Source organism: Tenacibaculum skagerrakense (genome assembly GCF_004345825.1).
In the GTDB taxonomy this organism is placed as follows: Bacteria; Bacteroidota; Bacteroidia; order Flavobacteriales; family Flavobacteriaceae; genus Polaribacter; species Polaribacter skagerrakensis.
On record NZ_SLXM01000009.1, the window covers coordinates 127669 to 144231 of the forward strand.

The following is a 16563-nucleotide window of genomic DNA, read 5'->3' on the forward strand; positions in this document are numbered from 1 at the left end:
ACTTAAGAAAGTATAAAGTGAAGAAAATAATTATAGCTAGTACATCAACTGTTCATGGAACTGGATACTTGGAATATATTTTACCAGAATTGAAATCTTTTTTTAATAAAGTAAAAACGATTCTATTTATTCCTTATGCGAGACCAAGTGGTATTTCTTACGATACATATACAGAAAAAGCAAGGGTAGCCTTTGGTAAAATTAATATACAAGTGAAGGGAATTCATGAGTTTGATAATCCAGAAGAAGCGGTTTTAAAAGCGGAAGCTATTTTTACTGGAGGTGGTAACACATTTGAATTAGTTAATCAACTGTATAAGAATGATGTAATTACTTCGTTAAAAGTTGTAGTAGAATCTGGAACTCCATACTTAGGAACGAGTGCAGGAAGTAATATTTGTGGTGTTAACATGATGAATACGAATGATATGCCAATTGTGTATCCACCAAGTTTTGACACGATGGGATTAATTCCCTTTAATATCAATGCACATTATTTAGATCCAGATCCAACATCAAAACACATGGGTGAAACTAGAGAAACAAGAATTAAAGAATTCCATGTATTCAATAAAGTTCCGGTTTTAGGATTAAGAGAAGGAAGTTGGTTAGAAGTAAGTAATAATGACATAAAACTTAAAGGAGAATTATCAGCTAGATTATTCCGAAAAAATAAAGAAGCAGTTGAATTAGATGCAGAAACTATTATTACTCAAGAGATTTTAGCTTAATAATTTGTAGTTTTGTGTAAAGTAAACACAAAATATGCCTGCAATTCAAGATATTAAAGTCGCTGTTGATGCTGTTGTATTTGGTTACGACGCAAAACAACTTTCTGTTTTATTAATAAAAAGAGGAGTAGAACCTTTTAAAGATAGCTGGGCATTACCAGGTGGTTTGGTTATGGATGATGAATCTTTGGAAATAGCTGTGACTCGTGAATTGAAAGAGGAAACAGGTGTACAAATTGATTATCTTGAGCAATTATATACCTTCGGAAAACCAGGAAGGGATCCAAGAAATAGGGTAGTTTCTGTGAGTTATTTCGGATTAGTAAGACCAAATCACTTTAAAATTCAAGCGTCTACCGATGCTAAAGAAGTACAATGGTTTCCGGTAAAAAAACTTCCTAAGTTAGCTTTTGATCATAAACTAATTTTAGAGACTGCTAAAGAACGATTAAAGGCGAAACTACAATATCAGCCAATTGGATTTGATTTGTTGAATAAAGAATTTCCTTTTTCTGATTTAGAGAACTTATATACTACAATTCTAGACCATAAAATCGATCGTAGAAATTTCCGCAAGAAAATTTTAAGCTTTGAAATTGTTGAAGAAACGGATAAAATGTATCAAAAGGGGAGTGGTCGTCCAGCAAAACTATTCAAGTTTAATAATAAGAAATACAATCAATTACTTAAAGAAGGATTTCATTTTGAAATTAAAATAGCGTAATTTTTACACAAAATATTTTGTTAAGTTATTTTTATGTTTTAGTTTTGCGTAAAAATAACACAAAAAATGATTTTAAATTTAGATACATCTTTTCAGCCAATAGGAGCTAATCAAATTGATTTTGAATCTTTTATTTTTTCAGGAGGAGAACCTCACATTAAAATTAAAACAGATCTAAAAGAGATTTCAGAAGTAACTATTACTTCAAGAATTACATCGTTTAATGATTTCGGATTGTTGATTTGTACAGTAGATGCTTTGAGAAGATGCAGTGTTTCTATAATCAATGTGTTTATACCATATTTTCCTGGAGCTAGACAAGATAGAGTTATGATTCCAGGAGAGCCGTTAACTGTAAAAGTGTATGCAGAGATATTAAATGATTTATGTGTTGATAAAGTTATAGTTTTTGATCCACATTCTGAAGTTACGCCTGCGGTATTAGATAATTGTGAAGTCATTTCAAACTATACATTTATAGAAAAAGTAATTGAGAAAATAGGAAAAGAAGTATTGTTGATTTCTCCTGATGGAGGAGCATTGAAAAAGATATATAAAGTATCGGAATATATAGGGGGAATTGCTGTGATTGAATGTTCTAAAAAGAGGAATGTTACCAATGGAAAATTAGAAGGTTTTAAAGTATATGAAGAAGATTTACAAGGAAAAGCTTGTTTGATAGTTGATGATATTTGTGACGGTGGAGGAACGTTTATGGGACTTGCAGAAGAATTGAAAAAGAAAAATGCTGGTGGTTTGTATTTAGCCGTAAGTCATGGAATTTTTAGCAAGGGAGTTGAAAGTTTACAGGAACATTTTACACAAATTTTCACAACGGATAGTTTTAGAGATGTAGAAGGAATCAATCAAATAAAGTTGAATGATTTACTTAATTAATAAAGAAATTAAAAAAGAAGAATTATGAAAAAGTCAACGAGAAAATTAAAGGCAAAAGAAACTTTAGACATTATAAATAATGGATATTATCAAAATGAAAAAGATAATGCTAAGATTGATATATCAAAAGAAATAGAGTATTGTATCTCAAATACAAAATATTATTCAAGTCAAGATTTGGATAATGAATTAAATGAGATCCAAGAATTTGAAAGTGATTTTGTTACAAAGTTTGAGGTAAAACATGAGGATTCAGTAAGTTCTATAATTAGGTTATCTGATGACTGTAAAACAATGTGTTTAAATTTTGCTTCGGCTAAAAATCCTGGAGGAGGATTTTTGAATGGAGCTTTAGCTCAAGAAGAAAGTCTAGCAGTTTCATCTGCACTGTATGGTTCACAAATGAGTGTTTTCGATTTTTACGAAACTCATAGAAATATGAAGTCTTGTGTGTATACTGATGGTATGATCCATAGTCCAGAAGTTCCTTTTTTTAGAGATAAAAATGGAGAACTATTAGCTGAACCTGTTAAGTGTGGTATAATTACATCTGCGGCTGTTAATTTTGGTGTAGTTAAACTAAGAGAAAAAGAAATTTTAGATCAAGTACCTGCTATAATGAATAAAAGAATTGAAAAACTTTTAACCTTATGTATAAAGTATAAATATGAGACATTAATTCTTGGAGCCTGGGGATGTGGAGTTTTTCAGAATGATCCTAAGGTTATAGCAAAATTGTTTCATAAACAATTCGGAGGAAAATTCAAGAATAAATTTAAGAAAGTTGTTTTTGCCATTTATTCTAGAAATGAAAAATTTATTGAAGCCTTTACTGAGGTGTTCTAACTATTGAAAAATGAAAACATTATATAGACCAGTTGGAGAGAAAGAAATGCTGTTAATTGCTGAAAGTGGATTTAGAAGTTTTCCGCCTCGTTTAGAACAACAACCAATTTTTTATCCAGTTTTAAATGAAGAGTACGCCAGTGAAATAGCTGAAAAATGGAATACCACAGATCCGTTTGGAAATTTTTTAAGATTTGTAACTAAGTTTTCAATTACGGAAGAGGAATTTAGTAAGTATCAAATAGAAAATGTTGGAGGGAAAATTCACAATGAATTGTGGGTGCCATCTGAAGAATTGGATGTTTTCAATGCTGCTATTATGGGAAGCATAGAAGTTTTAAAAGTATATGTAGGAAAAGAATACATATCTTCAGATAGTATAATCATTGAAGAATTAATTGGGAAAATTGAAAGAATAAAAAAATGAAAATAGAAGTAGTACAAGGTGATATCACTAAAGTAGAAGTTGATGTAATAGTAAATGCGGCTAACTCGAGTTTACTTGGAGGAGGAGGCGTAGACGGAGCAATTCATAGAGCTGGTGGACCAGAAATTCTTGAGGATTGTCAGAAAATTAGAAATAGGCAAGGAAAATGTAAAACAGGAGAATCAGTTATTACAACAGCGGGTAATTTGCCAGCAAAAAAAGTAATTCATACGGTCGGACCAGTATATAACGGAGGTAAACGTTTAGAAAAGGAAAAAGAATTATTGGCTAACTGTTACAAGAATAGTTTAGAACTTGCTAAAAGTTATGCTTTTGATAGCATTGTGTTTCCCAATATAAGTACAGGAATTTATAAGTTTCCAAAAGAATCGGCGGCAGAGATTGCCATAAAAGCAGTACAAGAGAATGCAGTTTTAGAGAAAGTCATTTTTGTCTGTTTTGATGAAGAAAATTATAATATTTATAAAACCATTTTAATGGAATAAACAATTAAAAAATGAACGAAAAAGAAATAAAAAGAATAAGCAAATTTTTAAGTCTGCTGTTACGACATCAACCAGAAACAATTGGTTTGAATTTAGATGAAAATGGATGGGCAGATGTTGAAGAATTAATCAATAAATCGAAAAAGAGACGAATGTATTTTTCGCTATCAGATTTAGAGGTAGTAGTAGCCGAAAATGACAAGCAACGATTTAGTTTTAATGAAGATAAAACTAAAATTAGAGCGAATCAAGGTCATTCGATTAAGAATATAAATTTAGAGCTTGAAGCCATTGAACCACCTGAATATTTATATCATGGAACTGTTGCTAAGTTTATAGAACCGATTAAAGCAACTGGACTTCAAAAAATGAACAGACAACATGTTCATTTAAGTGAAGATAGAGAAACAGCTACAAAAGTTGGTAGTAGAAGAGGAAAACCATTTATTTTAAGCATCAATTCAGGATTAATGTTTCGAGAAGGTTATGAATTTTATAAATCTAAAAATGGAGTTTGGTTAACAGATCAGGTTCCGAGTAAATTTATAGAGTTTAAAAAATAAGAAGAAGAAATGTCAAAGCATCAAGAAATTAGAGCACATTACGATAATAAAACAATTACTGTATACCAGGCTTATAATAAGTTAATTGCATTACCAGCTATAAAAAATAATAAATTTGAAGCTCCTTTTTCTTTTACTAGAATGGCATGGATTAAACCTTCTTATTTATGGTTGATGGAACGAAGTAATTGGGGGACTAAAAATAATCAAGATTATATTTTAGGGATAAAACTAAAACGTATTTTTTGGGAAAAAGCTTTACAAATGGGAATTTTAACAGATCCTGATCATCTCGTTTATAAAAGCGGATTAGAGTGGGAACAAAAATTTAAAGAAGCTAAGGTTCACATTCAATGGGATCCAGAACGAAATATTGAAGGAAGTAAATTACAAGAGCGAACAATTCAAGTTGGTATAAGTAGATTTTTAATTGAGGAGTATAATAACGAATGGATTGAAGAGATAATAGATTTAACTCCTTTAACAAAGAAAATAAACCAGTTACGTAAACAGGGGAAGTATAGTGAAGCAAAAAGATTAGTTCCCAAAGAACGTATATATAGTTTACCAGAAGTTATAGAAAAAAGAATAGGAGTAAGATAAATTTAATGAAAGGATGAGAACATTCACAATAGGAGATATACATGGAGGTTTAAAAGCCTTGAAACAACTTATAGATAAATTAGATTTAGCAGCTAATGATACACTTTTTTTTTTAGGTGATTATGTTGATGGTTGGAGTGAATCTGCTCAGGTTTTAGATTATTTAATTGAATTAGATAAAAACCAGAAATGTATTTTTATCAAAGGAAATCATGATGTGTATTGTGAAAATTGGCTAAAAACAGGAGTACAACCTGACAAATGGTTATTCCATGGTGGAAAGAATACAATTACCAGTTATGAAGGATATTCTGAAGGTCAAAAAAATGAACATTTACAGTTTTTAGAACGAATGAAACTTTTTCATATTGATGAAGAGAACAGGTTGTTCATTCATGCAGGATTTACATCAATGCATGGTCCATATCAAGAAGTATATGAATCAAATTATACTTGGGACAGAACTTTATGGGAAATGGCGTTGACAATGGATAAACGAATCAAAAAGGATTCTCTATTATATCCAAAACGTTTATTACTGTTTAAAGAAATCTATATTGGACATACGCCAACAACGAATTATAATGAAACAGAACCAATGCAAGGTTGTAATGTTTGGAATGTAGATACTGGTGCAGCGTTTAAAGGAAGTTTAACTGCCTTAAATATTGAAACTAAAGAATTTGTCCAAACAGATCCTGTTTATCTCCTTTATCCGGAAGAAGCTGGAAGAAATGATAGTCCGCATATAATTTCAAAAAATAATGTTTGATTTTTTGTGTAAAAAATACGCAAAATAATTTGTAAACTTGATTTTATCTTTTATATTTGTGTTATAATTACACAAAATAAATAAACATGATAAATCCATTATTATATACAGACGGTTACAAAGTAGATCATAGAAGGCAATATCCTGACAATACAACCTTAGTATATTCAAACTGGACACCAAGAAAAAGTAGGATAGAAGGAGTAAACGAAGTAGTATTTTTTGGTTTACAATACTTCATTAAGAAATATGTGATTCAAGAGTTTACTCAAAATTTCTTTCAACAACCTAAAGAACAAATTTTAAAGAAATACGCAAGTAGAATTAATAACTATTTAGGTGAAAATAAAGTAGGAATAGAGCATATTGGAGCTTTACACGATTTAGGTTTTTTACCAATAGTTATAAAAGCATTACCAGAAGGAGTTTCAGTTCCTATTCGAGTTCCAATGTTTACGATGTATAATACATTACCAGAGTTTTTCTGGTTAACAAACTATTTTGAAACGTTGTTGTCTACAACTATTTGGATGCCGTGTAATTCTGCTACAATAGCTAGACAATACAGAAAAATATTGGATGCATATGCAGAGGAAACATCAAGTATCCCTGAGTTTGTAGATTGGCAAGGACACGATTTCTCAATGCGTGGAATGGCAGGATTAGAAGCAGCTGTATTATCAGCAACCGGACATTTATTAAGCTTTACAGGAACTGATACAATTCCGGCTATAGATTTTCTAGAGGAGTATTACAATGCGAATGCAAATGAAGAACTTGTTGGTGGATCAGTTGCAGCTACGGAACACTCTGTTATGTGTATGGGTACAAATAATGGAGAACAAGAAACGTTTAAACGATTAATTACAGAAGTTTACCCTAACGGAATTGTTTCTATTGTTTCTGATACTTGGGATTTATGGAAAGTGTTAACAGAATATCTTCCGAATTTAAAAGAAGAAGTTTTACAAAGAGATGGGAAAGTGGTAATTCGCCCGGATAGTGGTGATCCAGTAGATATTATTTGTGGTAATCCAAAAGGTAAAACAGACGTTGAACAAAAAGGAGTAATCCAATTACTTTGGGAAGTTTTTGGTGGAGCAATAAATGAGAAAGGTTTCAAAGAATTAGATCCCCATATTGGAGCTATTTATGGAGATAGTATTACAATAGAGAGAGCAACACAAATTTGTGAACGATTAAAGCAAAACGGATTCGCTTCTACCAATGTTGTTTTAGGTATTGGTTCTTTTACGTATCAGTATAATACCAGAGATACTTTTGGTTTTGCCATGAAAGCGACGTATGGCGAAGTTAATGGAGAAGGAAGAGCGATTTATAAAGATCCGATTACTGATGATGGAACTAAAAAATCTGCAAAAGGACTACTAAAAGTCGTTAAAGAAAATGGAACTTATCAATTAATAGATGAAGTAAGTTGGGAAGAAGAGCAGAAGGGAGAGTTGAGAGAGGTATTTAGAGATGGGAAGTTATTTATAAACGATTCATTAAAAGAAATTAGAAAGAGAGTTTAACAAAAAGGGAAGCATTAGCTTCCCTTTTTTATGTTTTAAATTTCTTTTTTAAGAATTTCTACGCTTATTGGCAATTAATGTGTTTTTTAACAGCATAGCTATTGTCATAGGACCAACTCCTCCAGGAACAGGAGTAATGAATGATGATTTCTCAGCAACTTCATCAAAAGCAACATCACCAACTAATCTAAATCCATTCTTTTTTGTTGGATCAGCAACTCTTGTAATTCCTACATCGATAACCACAACTCCTTTTTTAACCATATCGGCTTTCAAAAATTCTGGAATTCCAATAGCAGCTACGATAATATCAGCTTTTTTAGTAATCTCTTCTAAATTTTGAGTTCTACTGTGAGCTAAAGTTACTGTGGCGTTTCCAACTTTTCTTTTTTGAGAAAGTAAAATACTCATCGGACTTCCAACAATATGACTACGTCCGATAACAACTACATTTTTTCCTGAGGTTTCAACGTTGTATCTATCTAATAATTCTAAGATTCCAAATGGAGTAGCAGAAATAAATGTAGGTAAGTTTAATGCCATTCTACCAACGTTTTCAGGATGAAAACCATCAACATCTTTGGTAGGATCAACAGCTAATAATATTTTTTGCTCGTCAATATGTTTTGGTAAAGGTAATTGAACTATAAATCCGTCAATATCATTATCTACATTAAGAATATTAATTTCATTTAATAGTTCTGCTTCCGTAGTTTCTTCAGGTAATTGAATTAAAGTAGATTCAAAACCAACTCGTTCGCAGGCTTTTACTTTAGCATTAACGTACGTAAGACTAGCCCCATCGTTTCCAACAATAATGGCAGCTAAATGAGGAACTTTCTTTTCGAGTCTTTTTAATTCTCCAACCTCTAAGGCAATTTCCTCTTTAATGTCGGCAGAAGTTTTCTTTCCGTCTAATAAAATCATTTGTGTGTTGTTAGTGTGTTGTGTGTATTCAAATAAAAAAGAGAAGCGCACACTTCTCTTTTGTTTTATCTTTTTATCTCATTCCTTTCATCATTTGCATCATGCGTTTTCCGCCGCCACCTTGCATCATTTTCATCATTTTGCTCATCTGATCAAACTGCTTCATTAACTGATTAACCTCTTGAACAGAAGTTCCAGAACCTTTTGCAATTCTCTTTTTTCTACTAGCATTTATTGAGGAAGGAGTACTTCGTTCACTTGGTGTCATAGAATGAATAATAGCTTCAATTCCTTTAAAAGCATCATCGTCAATATCCATGCCTTTTAAAGCTTTTCCAGCACCAGGAATCATTCCAACCAAATCTTTCATGCTACCCATTTTCTTTATTTGCTGAATTTGATTTAAGAAATCGTCAAAACCAAATTGGTTTTTAGCAATCTTCTTTTGAAGTTTTCTAGCTTCAGCTTCATCGTATTGTTCTTGAGCACGTTCTACTAAAGACACAACGTCTCCCATACCTAAGATACGGTCTGCCATACGATCAGGGTGGAAAACATCAATAGCGTCCATTTTCTCACCAGTACCAATAAACTTTATAGGTTTATTTACAACCGACTTAATAGATAACGCAGCTCCACCACGAGTATCACCATCTAATTTTGTAAGAACTACACCATCAAAATTTAAAACATCGTTAAAGGCTTTAGCAGTATTAACAGCATCTTGCCCTGTCATAGAATCTACAACAAATAATGTTTCATTAGGATTAACCGCTTTATGAATATTAGAAATCTCCGTCATCATTTCCTCATCAACAGCTAAACGACCAGCGGTATCAATAATCACCACATTTTTACCATTCGCTTTGGCATGCTTTATAGCATTTTGAGAAATTTCAACAGGATTTTGATTTCCTTCTTCGGCATAGACTTCAACACCGATTTGCTCTCCAACTACTTGTAACTGATTAATAGCGGCCGGACGATAAACGTCACATCCAACTAATAAAACTTGTTTTGTCTTTTTTGTTTTAAGAAAATTAGCAAGTTTACCAGAAAAAGTTGTTTTACCAGAACCTTGAAGTCCAGACATTAAAATTACTGTTGGAGAACCTCCTAAATTGATTCCAACAGTATCACCACCCATTAACTCAGTTAATTCATCTTTAACAATTTTCACCATTAATTGCCCTGGGTTTAACGTAGTTAATACGTCTTGTCCCATAGCTTTATCTTTAACAGTATTGGTAAATTGTTTAGCTATTTTAAAGTTAACATCGGCGTCTAATAAAGCTCTACGAACTTCTTTCAACGTTTCTGCAACGTTTACTTCATTAATTTTTCCGTGTCCTTTTAGCGTATGTAACGCCTGATCTAATTTTTCGCTTAAATTATTAAACATTGGTGTCTGCTACATTTTTAGAGGCACAAATATAGGTATTTCAGGAGTAGTTTTCAATTAAATCTTTAGTGTGATGCTCAGTATGATATGCCGTCCACATAATAATTTCTCTTAGAGGCATTTTCCCCATTAAAGGATGAGGCAGAATTAAGCTGTTTAACTTCTTGTCACTCATCATATTTGTTTTGTATTGAAGCTTTTTATTTTGGATATTCAGCGTTTTCAATAAGTGATTGAATTTATTTTCCGATGGAGTTATAACAGCAGCATTATATTTTTTAGCTCGCTCTTTATTTTCAACTAGTTTAGCTAAATATTTTTGAACAACTAGCTCATAAGTTCTAACATCTCTATTGGATTTTCCAAATTTATATTTAAGAAAAAAAGTAGGAAAACTTAAAGCATGATTTAATTTTTTAATTGAATCTGTTAAGTGTTGAATATGTTGACCAACTGTCCATTTTCCCTCGGGTCCTTTTTCCCAAAATTTATCTTCTTTTTGTTGTTGTAACCAATTGAAAAGTTCCTGATGCTTTTGTTCTAATAATTCGTTTATTTCTTGTTTTTTCATAATAACTTACGATTATCTAAAGATATACTTTAATTTAACTCTTCAGAAGTAATTAAACAAAGCACACATTCTTCCAAGTTAGGAAAATCTTTTAAAAAAGGATGCTTAAATGTTTTTACTTTTGACATCCCGATTTTTTTCATAACAGAAATAGAAGGAAAATTTACTAGTGGAGCAACTGAAACTATTTGATTTAAATTAGCTTCTGTAAAACCATATTCTAATACTTTTTTAGCGCCTTCGGTAGCATAACCTTTTCCCCAAAAATCAGGAAGAATTCGCCAGCCAATATCTACAGATGGATTAAAATCTGCTTCATAAGTTTGTTCACAAAGTCCTATAAAACCTATAAACTCTTTAGATTCTAGAATCTCTACAGCAAAATAGCAAAAATAGTTTTTTTGAAATTGATGTTGCATGCGTAGAATAAAATCCAAACATTGCTCTTTCGTTTGAGTTGAAGGAAAAAAGCGCATTACTTCTTCATTCGAATTAAGAACAAACAATAAATCAGAATCGGCAGTAGTCCAATTTCTAAAACCTAATCGTTCTGAGGTAAAAATATAAGTATTCATAACATTAAAAATATCGAAAAAATCGTAAAACTAAATGCTACAATATTTCGATACTAATTTTAAATTGATAAATTTACAGCTACACCCAAATAGATAAAATTTCTGATTTTATGAAAAAAAGTATTACGCTAAAGGAATTAGCTAAGCTATTAAAGGTTTCGGTATCTACTGTTTCAAAAGCATTGAATGATAGTCATGAGATTAGTGAATCTACCAAAAGAAAAGTAGAGGAAGCTGCTAAACTTCATAATTATAAACCTAATAGAGCAGCTTTAAATTTAAAATCAGGAAAAACCAATACAATAGGTGTAATATTACCAAGTATCAATAATTTCTTTTTAGCAAGAGCATTAAGAGGTATAGAATCTGTTGTTGCTACTACAAATTATAACATTGTAATTTCTATTACTAACGAATCTCACGAGAAAGAGGTAAAGTCTATTGAAGCGCTAACAAATGGAATGGTAGATGGTATTATTATCTCTATGGCAGAAGAGACTCAAGTGTTACAGGATTTTTCTCATTTACACGATATTCCTGATGACATTCATGTGTTGATGTTTGATAGAGTAGAGAAGTCTATAAAGTGTGATAAAGTTTTTGTAGATGATTATGATGCTGTTTTAAAAGCTGTTAGAGATTTAAAGTTCAAAGGAAGAAATAAAATTGTTTTAGCATCTACTATAAGTAAGTTAAGCGTAGGAAAGCAACGAACAAAAGGTTATATAGACAGTATTAAGGATAAGCACGATCCTATTTTGATTGAAGGTCCTGAAGATTTCATAGAATTAAAACTAAATAAATTATTAATAGAAGAAAATATAGATGCTATTGTAGCGCTCGATGAAGAGGCTTCATTGGCTTCTTTTAGAGCTGGAAAGAAAAATAATTTGTTAGAAAACGGTAAACTTTTCTTAATTGGTTATGCAGGTAAAACAATATCTGAACATTTAACTCCTAGTTTAACCACAGTTGATCAGCATGGAAAAAAAGTAGGAAGAACATCTGCTAAATTATTGTTGGAAAGATTAAAAAGACCGAATAAAGATATTGAGGAAATTATTATAGATTCCACATTACTTGAAAGAGAGACAACCCTTAAAAAATCATAAATCATCAGTGAAATGTTTTTTTGATTTTTCTTTTGAGAATTTATCTTGATTATAATTTTCAGATTTTCCTTTCGCTATTGAAAGCGATTGCCAGTTATCATCTAAAATTATTTTCCCTAGAAAAACTAGTTGACCTACATGGTAGGCATAATGACAAAGTTGTCTGTTTATTGCTTCGGTAACTGTATGCCCTTGATTACGGATGTAAACTATTTTCTCAACATCAGAATCTTTTAAAGATTTTATTGCTTTAAATAAACAGTACCAGCCTTCTTCCCAAAAAGCAATCACATCTTCTTTTGTTTCAAAAGAATTGATAAATTCTTGGTCTCTATTTCGCCATTCTTTCTCACCATCTTCAGTTAAGAAGTTAGTCCATCTAGAAAGCATATTACCAGCTAAGTGTTTTACAATAATGGCTATGGAGTTATTTTCTTCATTTGGATGCCAAAAAAAATGTTCATCTTTAAGTTGAACGAACGTTTTATCACCTAAACTTTTATAATATTCAAATTGTTTTAGGGCACTGATTAAGTAAGAAGACATAAAAAAAGAGTTGAAAAATTCAACTCTAATATACGTTATTTTTTACTTGGAACGAAGTCTAAAGCAACCCCATTAATACAATCTCTCAAGCCTGTTGTTTCTTTTGGCCCATCGTTAAATCGGTGCCCCAAATGACCGCCACATGTATTACATTTTAATTCAGTTCTGGCATAGCCAATTTTATAATCGGTGTCAGTTTCAATATTTTCTTCTATAGCTTTATCAAAAGAAGGCCAACCTGTACCAGAATTGTATTTTCTTTCAGATTTATATAGTGGCGTTTTACAAGCAGCACAAACAAAAGTTCCTTTTCCTTTAAAATATGTATATTCACTAGAATTAGGACGCTCAGTGCCAGCTTCTCTTAAAACATGGTATTGCATTGGTGTTAACGCTTTTTTCCATTCTTCAGCTGATTTTTCAACTTTATATTTTTTCTTCGGTTTTTTATTTTGTGCAGTAGATTGACAGCTTATAAATAAACTAACTATAGATAAGTATAAAACTAAATTTTTCATGGATTGTTTTTTATGAATGTAACTATTCTGTTAGCTGTATTCTTATCACGTAAAATCTTAGTATGACCTAATCCGTTTGTGATTAAAATAGAGCCTCTTTTTAAACTTTGACGTATACTATACGCACAACTTACAGGAACATCGCCATCAAAAGAATCATGAATAACAAGTGCAGGTATAGTTACTTCTTTAGCTTGTTTTGAACTAGCGTAGTTATCAATATCTTCTTTATGTTTTTTATCAAATTGCTTTTTAAGTTTTGTTGCAATTTTTGGCTTTAATTCTAAGTTGTTTATAAAGTTACTCATAATATCAGAAATGGTATCTCCAGAACCAATACTTACTACTGAGTTAATATCCAATCCTTTGGCAACAGCAGTATAAAGACTCATGCCTCCTAAAGAATGACCTACAGCAGCTTCAAAAGGACCATATTCGTTATTTAAAGAGTTTATAGCTTCAACAAATTCTGGCATTGAAGATGTCTTTCCTTCAGAGTTACCATGTGCTGGTGCATCAAAAGAAATAACCATATAACCGTTTTCTAACAATTTGTCGGCAATCATAAATAATTGAGTACTTCTTCCAGACCAACCATGAACTAATAATACTTTTTTAGGAGAATACCCATATGATAATACCTCAATTTCACAATTTAAAGAAGAAATAGTAAGCTTACTTTTTTGAGCACTTTCCCACATCGTTTTTTCACGTTCAGGAGTTGTAAATTTTACAGGTGTTGAAAATAATTTTGCGGAAAATTTAGTAGCTAATCCGTTTGAAAAAAACTGAATGGTTTTAGCAACAACTTTAACTGGCTTAGGAATTGCAATACTGGCAGGAATCAACTTGTCTTTTGGAGCTTGAATCATAAAGCATGATAAATTTTCATTGTAAAGATAGAATTTGTATTTTTAAAAAAGTATAGCAAAAGTGACTTTTTCAGACCAAATGAGTCATATATTAAAGAAACAAAACAAGACAAAATGAGAAAAATTATTGCCCTATTATTTATCGCTGTTCTTTTAATGGATTGTAGTACTGTACCAATTACAGGAAGAAAACGATTAAATTTTGTAAGTGATGCTCAGATATTACCAATGAGTTTTCAGCAGTATAATGGTTTTTTAGAGGAAAATAAAAGTAAGATAATATCAAATACTTCTCAAGCTAGAGAATTAAAGACTATCGGTAAAAATATCGCAGCTGCTGTAGATCGATTTATGAGAGCTAACAATATGAAAGCCGAAGCAGATTCATATAAATGGGAGTTTAATTTAATTAATGATCCTACAATTAACGCTTGGTGTATGCCAGGAGGAAAAGTTGTTTTTTATACAGGAATAATGCCAATTTGTGCAAATACTAATGGTATTGCAGCAGTAATGGGACATGAAGTTGCCCATGCTTTCGCAAAACATGGACAAGAACGAATGTCTTCTGCTCAGATTCAACAATTAGGTGGAGTGGCGGTAGCTGTTGGAACAAACAATAATAAGAATGCTCAATTATGGAATATGGCGTACGGTCTTGGCTCAACACTTGGAATGCTTAAGTTTAGTAGAACACATGAAACAGAAGCCGATAAATTAGGATTAGTATTTATGATAATGGCAGGGTATAAAGGAGAAGAAGCCGTTAATGTCTGGGTTCGTATGAGTGAAAATGCTAAGAAAAGTGGAAGACAAGCTCCTCCTGAATTTTTAAGTACACATCCTCATAATCAAACAAGAATTGTAGATTTAAGGAATTATTTACCTGAAGCTAAAAGATTAGCAGCGAAATATAATAAGCAAATGGCTCCGCCAAGAAAATAAAAAAGTTATAATTATTAGTAAAACCGTTCTTTTTAGAACGGTTTTTTTATTTTAGAGGTATGTATAAAATTGGAGATAAAAAATTAATTAATAGTTGGGCCTTCTATGATTGGGCCAATTCTGTATACTCGTTAGTAATAAGTACAGCAATATTTCCCATTTATTATGGTGAAATTACTGGAGGTAAAATTGTCAATTTTCTTGGAGTAAATTGGGAGCATCCTGAAAGCTTGTATAGTTATGCAATGTCGTTTTCTTTTTTAATAGTAGCATTTATGTCTCCTATATTATCAGGTATTGCAGATTATACTGGTAGTAAGAAAAAGTTTTTAAGCTTTTTCTGTACGTTCGGTAGCTTAGCCGTAATGAGTCTTTTCTTTTTTAAAGATTGTGATACAGCTTGGATTGGTATTGTAGCTTCAATTTTGGCAAGTATAGGGTTTTGGTCTAGCATTGTGTTTTATAATGCTTATCTGCCCGAAGTAGCACTGCCTGAACAACAAGATAGTGCCAGTGCTAAAGGGTTTATTTACGGATATTTTGGTTCAATCATATTATTATTGATTTGCCTTTTTTTAATAATGATGCCTGATAAATTTGGTATTGCTTCTTCAGGTTTGGCTTCTCGAATTTCTTTTGTATTAGTAGGAATTTGGTGGGTAGGTTTTGCACAGCTTACATTAAGAAAACTTCCTAAAAGGAAATTTACACAAAAACTTGAAAAAAATTATTTATGGAAAGGTTTTCAAGAGTTAAAAAACGTGTACAGAGAAATTAAGCAGTACGAAACATTAAAAGGTTTTTTAGTAGCTTTTTTCTTGTGTAGTGTAGGTGTTCAAACTATTATAATAATGGCCGCTTTCTTTGGTTCGACAGAATTAGAATTAGCTAGTACAGATATGATTGTAACTATTTTACTAATTCAAATTGTGGCAATTTTTGGTGCCAATTTCTTTTCAAGATTATCCGAAAGAAAAGGTAATTTTTATGCTTTGAGAGTTACTATTATAGTATGGATGGTGGTTTGCTTTTGTGCTTTTATGTTGCACAAAGGAATACCGAATGTAGGATATTATTTTTATAGTTTAGGTGGTTTATTAGGTTTTGTATTAGGAGCAATTCAATCGCTAACGCGTTCTACTTATTCTAAATTATTACCAGAAACAGAAGATCATGCAACGTATTTTAGCTTTTATGATGTTACTGAAAAAATAGCCATAGTAACAGGAACATTAGTATATGGTTTATTAAATGCTATTACTAATTCAATGCAATGGAGTGTATTGTCATTAGCAGTCTTCTTTTTAGCGTCTTTATTAGTTTTAAATCGATTAAAAGGAACAAAATATGTGTCATAAAAAAAGAGCTTCTAAATGAAGCTCTTTTTTTATCTAAGTTTTTATTGGTCTCAATTTAGGGTTCAAAACCCTGCAATTTTATTGCAGCACTTTCAGTTATATGAAAAATTAATACCTTTCAGATATGGAAAGA

20 protein-coding genes are annotated in these 16563 nt (G+C 31.4%); 13 read left to right on the top strand and 7 right to left on the bottom strand.

What is annotated here, in order from left to right; all coding sequences use genetic code 11:
- Positions 1-17: 17 nt before the first annotated feature.
- The 10 genes from pepE (at position 18) to EV195_RS14280 (ending at position 7604) form a co-directional block, all read left to right on the top strand.
- On the top strand, positions 18-731 hold the full coding sequence (gene pepE / locus EV195_RS14235) for a dipeptidase PepE (protein WP_132795636.1): 714 nt from the start codon (positions 18-20) through the stop codon (positions 729-731).
- 34 nt (positions 732-765) lie between these two features.
- Positions 766-1455, top strand: a complete 690-nt coding sequence (locus tag EV195_RS14240) for an NUDIX hydrolase (protein WP_207899793.1) — start codon at positions 766-768, stop codon at positions 1453-1455.
- Between the two features lie 66 nt (positions 1456-1521).
- Complete coding sequence (gene prs, locus EV195_RS14245) at positions 1522-2352, top strand: ribose-phosphate diphosphokinase (protein WP_132795637.1); 831 nt, start codon at positions 1522-1524, stop codon at positions 2350-2352.
- Between the two features lie 24 nt (positions 2353-2376).
- Positions 2377-3198: a TIGR02452 family protein gene (locus tag EV195_RS14250; RefSeq protein WP_132795638.1), complete on the top strand. Its 822-nt coding sequence runs from the start codon at positions 2377-2379 to the stop codon at positions 3196-3198.
- A gap of 10 nt (positions 3199-3208) precedes the next feature.
- Complete coding sequence (locus EV195_RS14255) at positions 3209-3625, top strand: ADP-ribosylation/crystallin J1 (protein WP_132795639.1); 417 nt, start codon at positions 3209-3211, stop codon at positions 3623-3625.
- Positions 3622-4131 carry an O-acetyl-ADP-ribose deacetylase gene (locus EV195_RS14260; RefSeq protein WP_132795640.1) on the top strand — a complete coding sequence of 170 codons (510 nt, stop codon included), beginning with the start codon at positions 3622-3624 and terminating at the stop codon, positions 4129-4131. The genes EV195_RS14255 and EV195_RS14260 overlap by 4 nt, the downstream gene beginning before the upstream one ends.
- Before the next feature lie 11 nt (positions 4132-4142).
- Positions 4143-4694, top strand: a complete 552-nt coding sequence (locus tag EV195_RS14265) for an RNA 2'-phosphotransferase (protein WP_132795641.1) — start codon at positions 4143-4145, stop codon at positions 4692-4694.
- A 9-nt stretch (positions 4695-4703) separates the two neighbouring features.
- Positions 4704-5297 (top strand): DUF4291 domain-containing protein, encoded by a 594-nt coding sequence (locus EV195_RS14270; RefSeq protein WP_132795642.1) that lies wholly within the window; start codon positions 4704-4706, stop codon positions 5295-5297.
- A 13-nt stretch (positions 5298-5310) separates the two neighbouring features.
- Positions 5311-6069, top strand: a complete 759-nt coding sequence (locus tag EV195_RS14275) for a metallophosphoesterase family protein (protein WP_132795643.1) — start codon at positions 5311-5313, stop codon at positions 6067-6069.
- Positions 6070-6158: 89 nt separating this feature from the next.
- Positions 6159-7604: a nicotinate phosphoribosyltransferase gene (locus tag EV195_RS14280; protein ID WP_132795660.1), complete on the top strand. Its 1446-nt coding sequence runs from the start codon at positions 6159-6161 to the stop codon at positions 7602-7604.
- Positions 7605-7652: 48 nt separating this feature from the next.
- Here the strand turns inward: EV195_RS14280 and folD are convergent, their stop codons facing one another.
- From folD to EV195_RS14300, 4 genes are all read right to left on the bottom strand, one after another.
- Positions 7653-8531: a bifunctional methylenetetrahydrofolate dehydrogenase/methenyltetrahydrofolate cyclohydrolase FolD gene (gene folD, locus EV195_RS14285; RefSeq protein WP_132795644.1), complete on the bottom strand. Its 879-nt coding sequence runs from the start codon at positions 8529-8531 to the stop codon at positions 7653-7655.
- A 73-nt stretch (positions 8532-8604) separates the two neighbouring features.
- Positions 8605-9933 (bottom strand): signal recognition particle protein, encoded by a 1329-nt coding sequence (ffh, locus tag EV195_RS14290; RefSeq protein WP_132795645.1) that lies wholly within the window; start codon positions 9931-9933, stop codon positions 8605-8607.
- A gap of 40 nt (positions 9934-9973) precedes the next feature.
- Positions 9974-10504, bottom strand: a complete 531-nt coding sequence (locus EV195_RS14295) for a DinB family protein (RefSeq protein WP_132795646.1) — start codon at positions 10502-10504, stop codon at positions 9974-9976.
- A gap of 29 nt (positions 10505-10533) precedes the next feature.
- Positions 10534-11079, bottom strand: a complete 546-nt coding sequence (locus EV195_RS14300; RefSeq protein WP_132795647.1) for a GNAT family N-acetyltransferase — start codon at positions 11077-11079, stop codon at positions 10534-10536.
- Between the two features lie 110 nt (positions 11080-11189).
- On the opposite strand from EV195_RS14300, the gene EV195_RS14305 reads away from it, so the two are divergent.
- Positions 11190-12191, top strand: coding sequence for a LacI family DNA-binding transcriptional regulator (locus EV195_RS14305; protein WP_132795648.1), 1002 nt, complete (start codon positions 11190-11192; stop codon positions 12189-12191).
- On the opposite strand, the gene EV195_RS14310 is transcribed toward EV195_RS14305, so the two are convergent.
- From EV195_RS14310 to EV195_RS14320, 3 genes are read right to left on the bottom strand one after another with little or no spacing between them, the layout of a single operon-like run.
- Positions 12186-12737, bottom strand: coding sequence for a DUF1572 family protein (locus EV195_RS14310; protein WP_132795649.1), 552 nt, complete (start codon positions 12735-12737; stop codon positions 12186-12188). The genes EV195_RS14305 and EV195_RS14310 overlap by 6 nt on opposite strands.
- Positions 12738-12772: 35 nt before the next feature.
- Positions 12773-13255, bottom strand: coding sequence for a peptide-methionine (R)-S-oxide reductase MsrB (gene msrB / locus EV195_RS14315; protein ID WP_132795650.1), 483 nt, complete (start codon positions 13253-13255; stop codon positions 12773-12775).
- On the bottom strand, positions 13252-14127 hold the full coding sequence (locus EV195_RS14320; protein ID WP_132795651.1) for an alpha/beta fold hydrolase: 876 nt from the start codon (positions 14125-14127) through the stop codon (positions 13252-13254). The genes msrB and EV195_RS14320 overlap by 4 nt, the downstream gene beginning before the upstream one ends.
- A 114-nt stretch (positions 14128-14241) precedes the next feature.
- Between EV195_RS14320 and EV195_RS14325 the strand changes: the two genes are divergently transcribed.
- Both EV195_RS14325 and EV195_RS14330 read left to right on the top strand, forming a co-directional pair.
- Positions 14242-15072: a M48 family metallopeptidase gene (locus EV195_RS14325; RefSeq protein ID WP_132795652.1), complete on the top strand. Its 831-nt coding sequence runs from the start codon at positions 14242-14244 to the stop codon at positions 15070-15072.
- Between the two features lie 59 nt (positions 15073-15131).
- On the top strand, positions 15132-16430 hold the full coding sequence (locus EV195_RS14330; protein WP_132795653.1) for an MFS transporter: 1299 nt from the start codon (positions 15132-15134) through the stop codon (positions 16428-16430).
- Positions 16431-16563: the final 133 nt, after the last annotated feature.

Excerpts from the sequence above, each read along its gene's own strand:
- EV195_RS14310 (WP_132795649.1), bottom strand. The coding sequence starts at position 12,737 with ATGTCTTCTTACTTAATCAGTGCCCTAAAACAATTTGAATATTATAAA.
- EV195_RS14300 (WP_132795647.1), bottom strand. The coding sequence starts at position 11,079 with ATGAATACTTATATTTTTACCTCAGAACGATTAGGTTTTAGAAATTGG.
- EV195_RS14250 (WP_132795638.1), top strand. The coding sequence starts at position 2,377 with ATGAAAAAGTCAACGAGAAAATTAAAGGCAAAAGAAACTTTAGACATT.
- EV195_RS14295 (WP_132795646.1), bottom strand. The coding sequence starts at position 10,504 with ATGAAAAAACAAGAAATAAACGAATTATTAGAACAAAAGCATCAGGAA.
- EV195_RS14325 (WP_132795652.1), top strand. The coding sequence starts at position 14,242 with ATGAGAAAAATTATTGCCCTATTATTTATCGCTGTTCTTTTAATGGAT.
- EV195_RS14320 (WP_132795651.1), bottom strand. The coding sequence starts at position 14,127 with ATGATTCAAGCTCCAAAAGACAAGTTGATTCCTGCCAGTATTGCAATT.
- EV195_RS14330 (WP_132795653.1), top strand. The coding sequence starts at position 15,132 with ATGTATAAAATTGGAGATAAAAAATTAATTAATAGTTGGGCCTTCTAT.
- EV195_RS14265 (WP_132795641.1), top strand. The coding sequence starts at position 4,143 with ATGAACGAAAAAGAAATAAAAAGAATAAGCAAATTTTTAAGTCTGCTG.
- EV195_RS14240 (WP_207899793.1), top strand. The coding sequence starts at position 766 with ATGCCTGCAATTCAAGATATTAAAGTCGCTGTTGATGCTGTTGTATTT.
- EV195_RS14305 (WP_132795648.1), top strand. The coding sequence starts at position 11,190 with ATGAAAAAAAGTATTACGCTAAAGGAATTAGCTAAGCTATTAAAGGTT.
- EV195_RS14255 (WP_132795639.1), top strand. The coding sequence starts at position 3,209 with ATGAAAACATTATATAGACCAGTTGGAGAGAAAGAAATGCTGTTAATT.
- ffh (WP_132795645.1), bottom strand. The coding sequence starts at position 9,933 with ATGTTTAATAATTTAAGCGAAAAATTAGATCAGGCGTTACATACGCTA.
- prs (WP_132795637.1), top strand. The coding sequence starts at position 1,522 with ATGATTTTAAATTTAGATACATCTTTTCAGCCAATAGGAGCTAATCAA.
- EV195_RS14270 (WP_132795642.1), top strand. The coding sequence starts at position 4,704 with ATGTCAAAGCATCAAGAAATTAGAGCACATTACGATAATAAAACAATT.
- folD (WP_132795644.1), bottom strand. The coding sequence starts at position 8,531 with ATGATTTTATTAGACGGAAAGAAAACTTCTGCCGACATTAAAGAGGAA.
- EV195_RS14260 (WP_132795640.1), top strand. The coding sequence starts at position 3,622 with ATGAAAATAGAAGTAGTACAAGGTGATATCACTAAAGTAGAAGTTGAT.
- msrB (WP_132795650.1), bottom strand. The coding sequence starts at position 13,255 with ATGAAAAATTTAGTTTTATACTTATCTATAGTTAGTTTATTTATAAGC.
- EV195_RS14275 (WP_132795643.1), top strand. The coding sequence starts at position 5,311 with ATGAGAACATTCACAATAGGAGATATACATGGAGGTTTAAAAGCCTTG.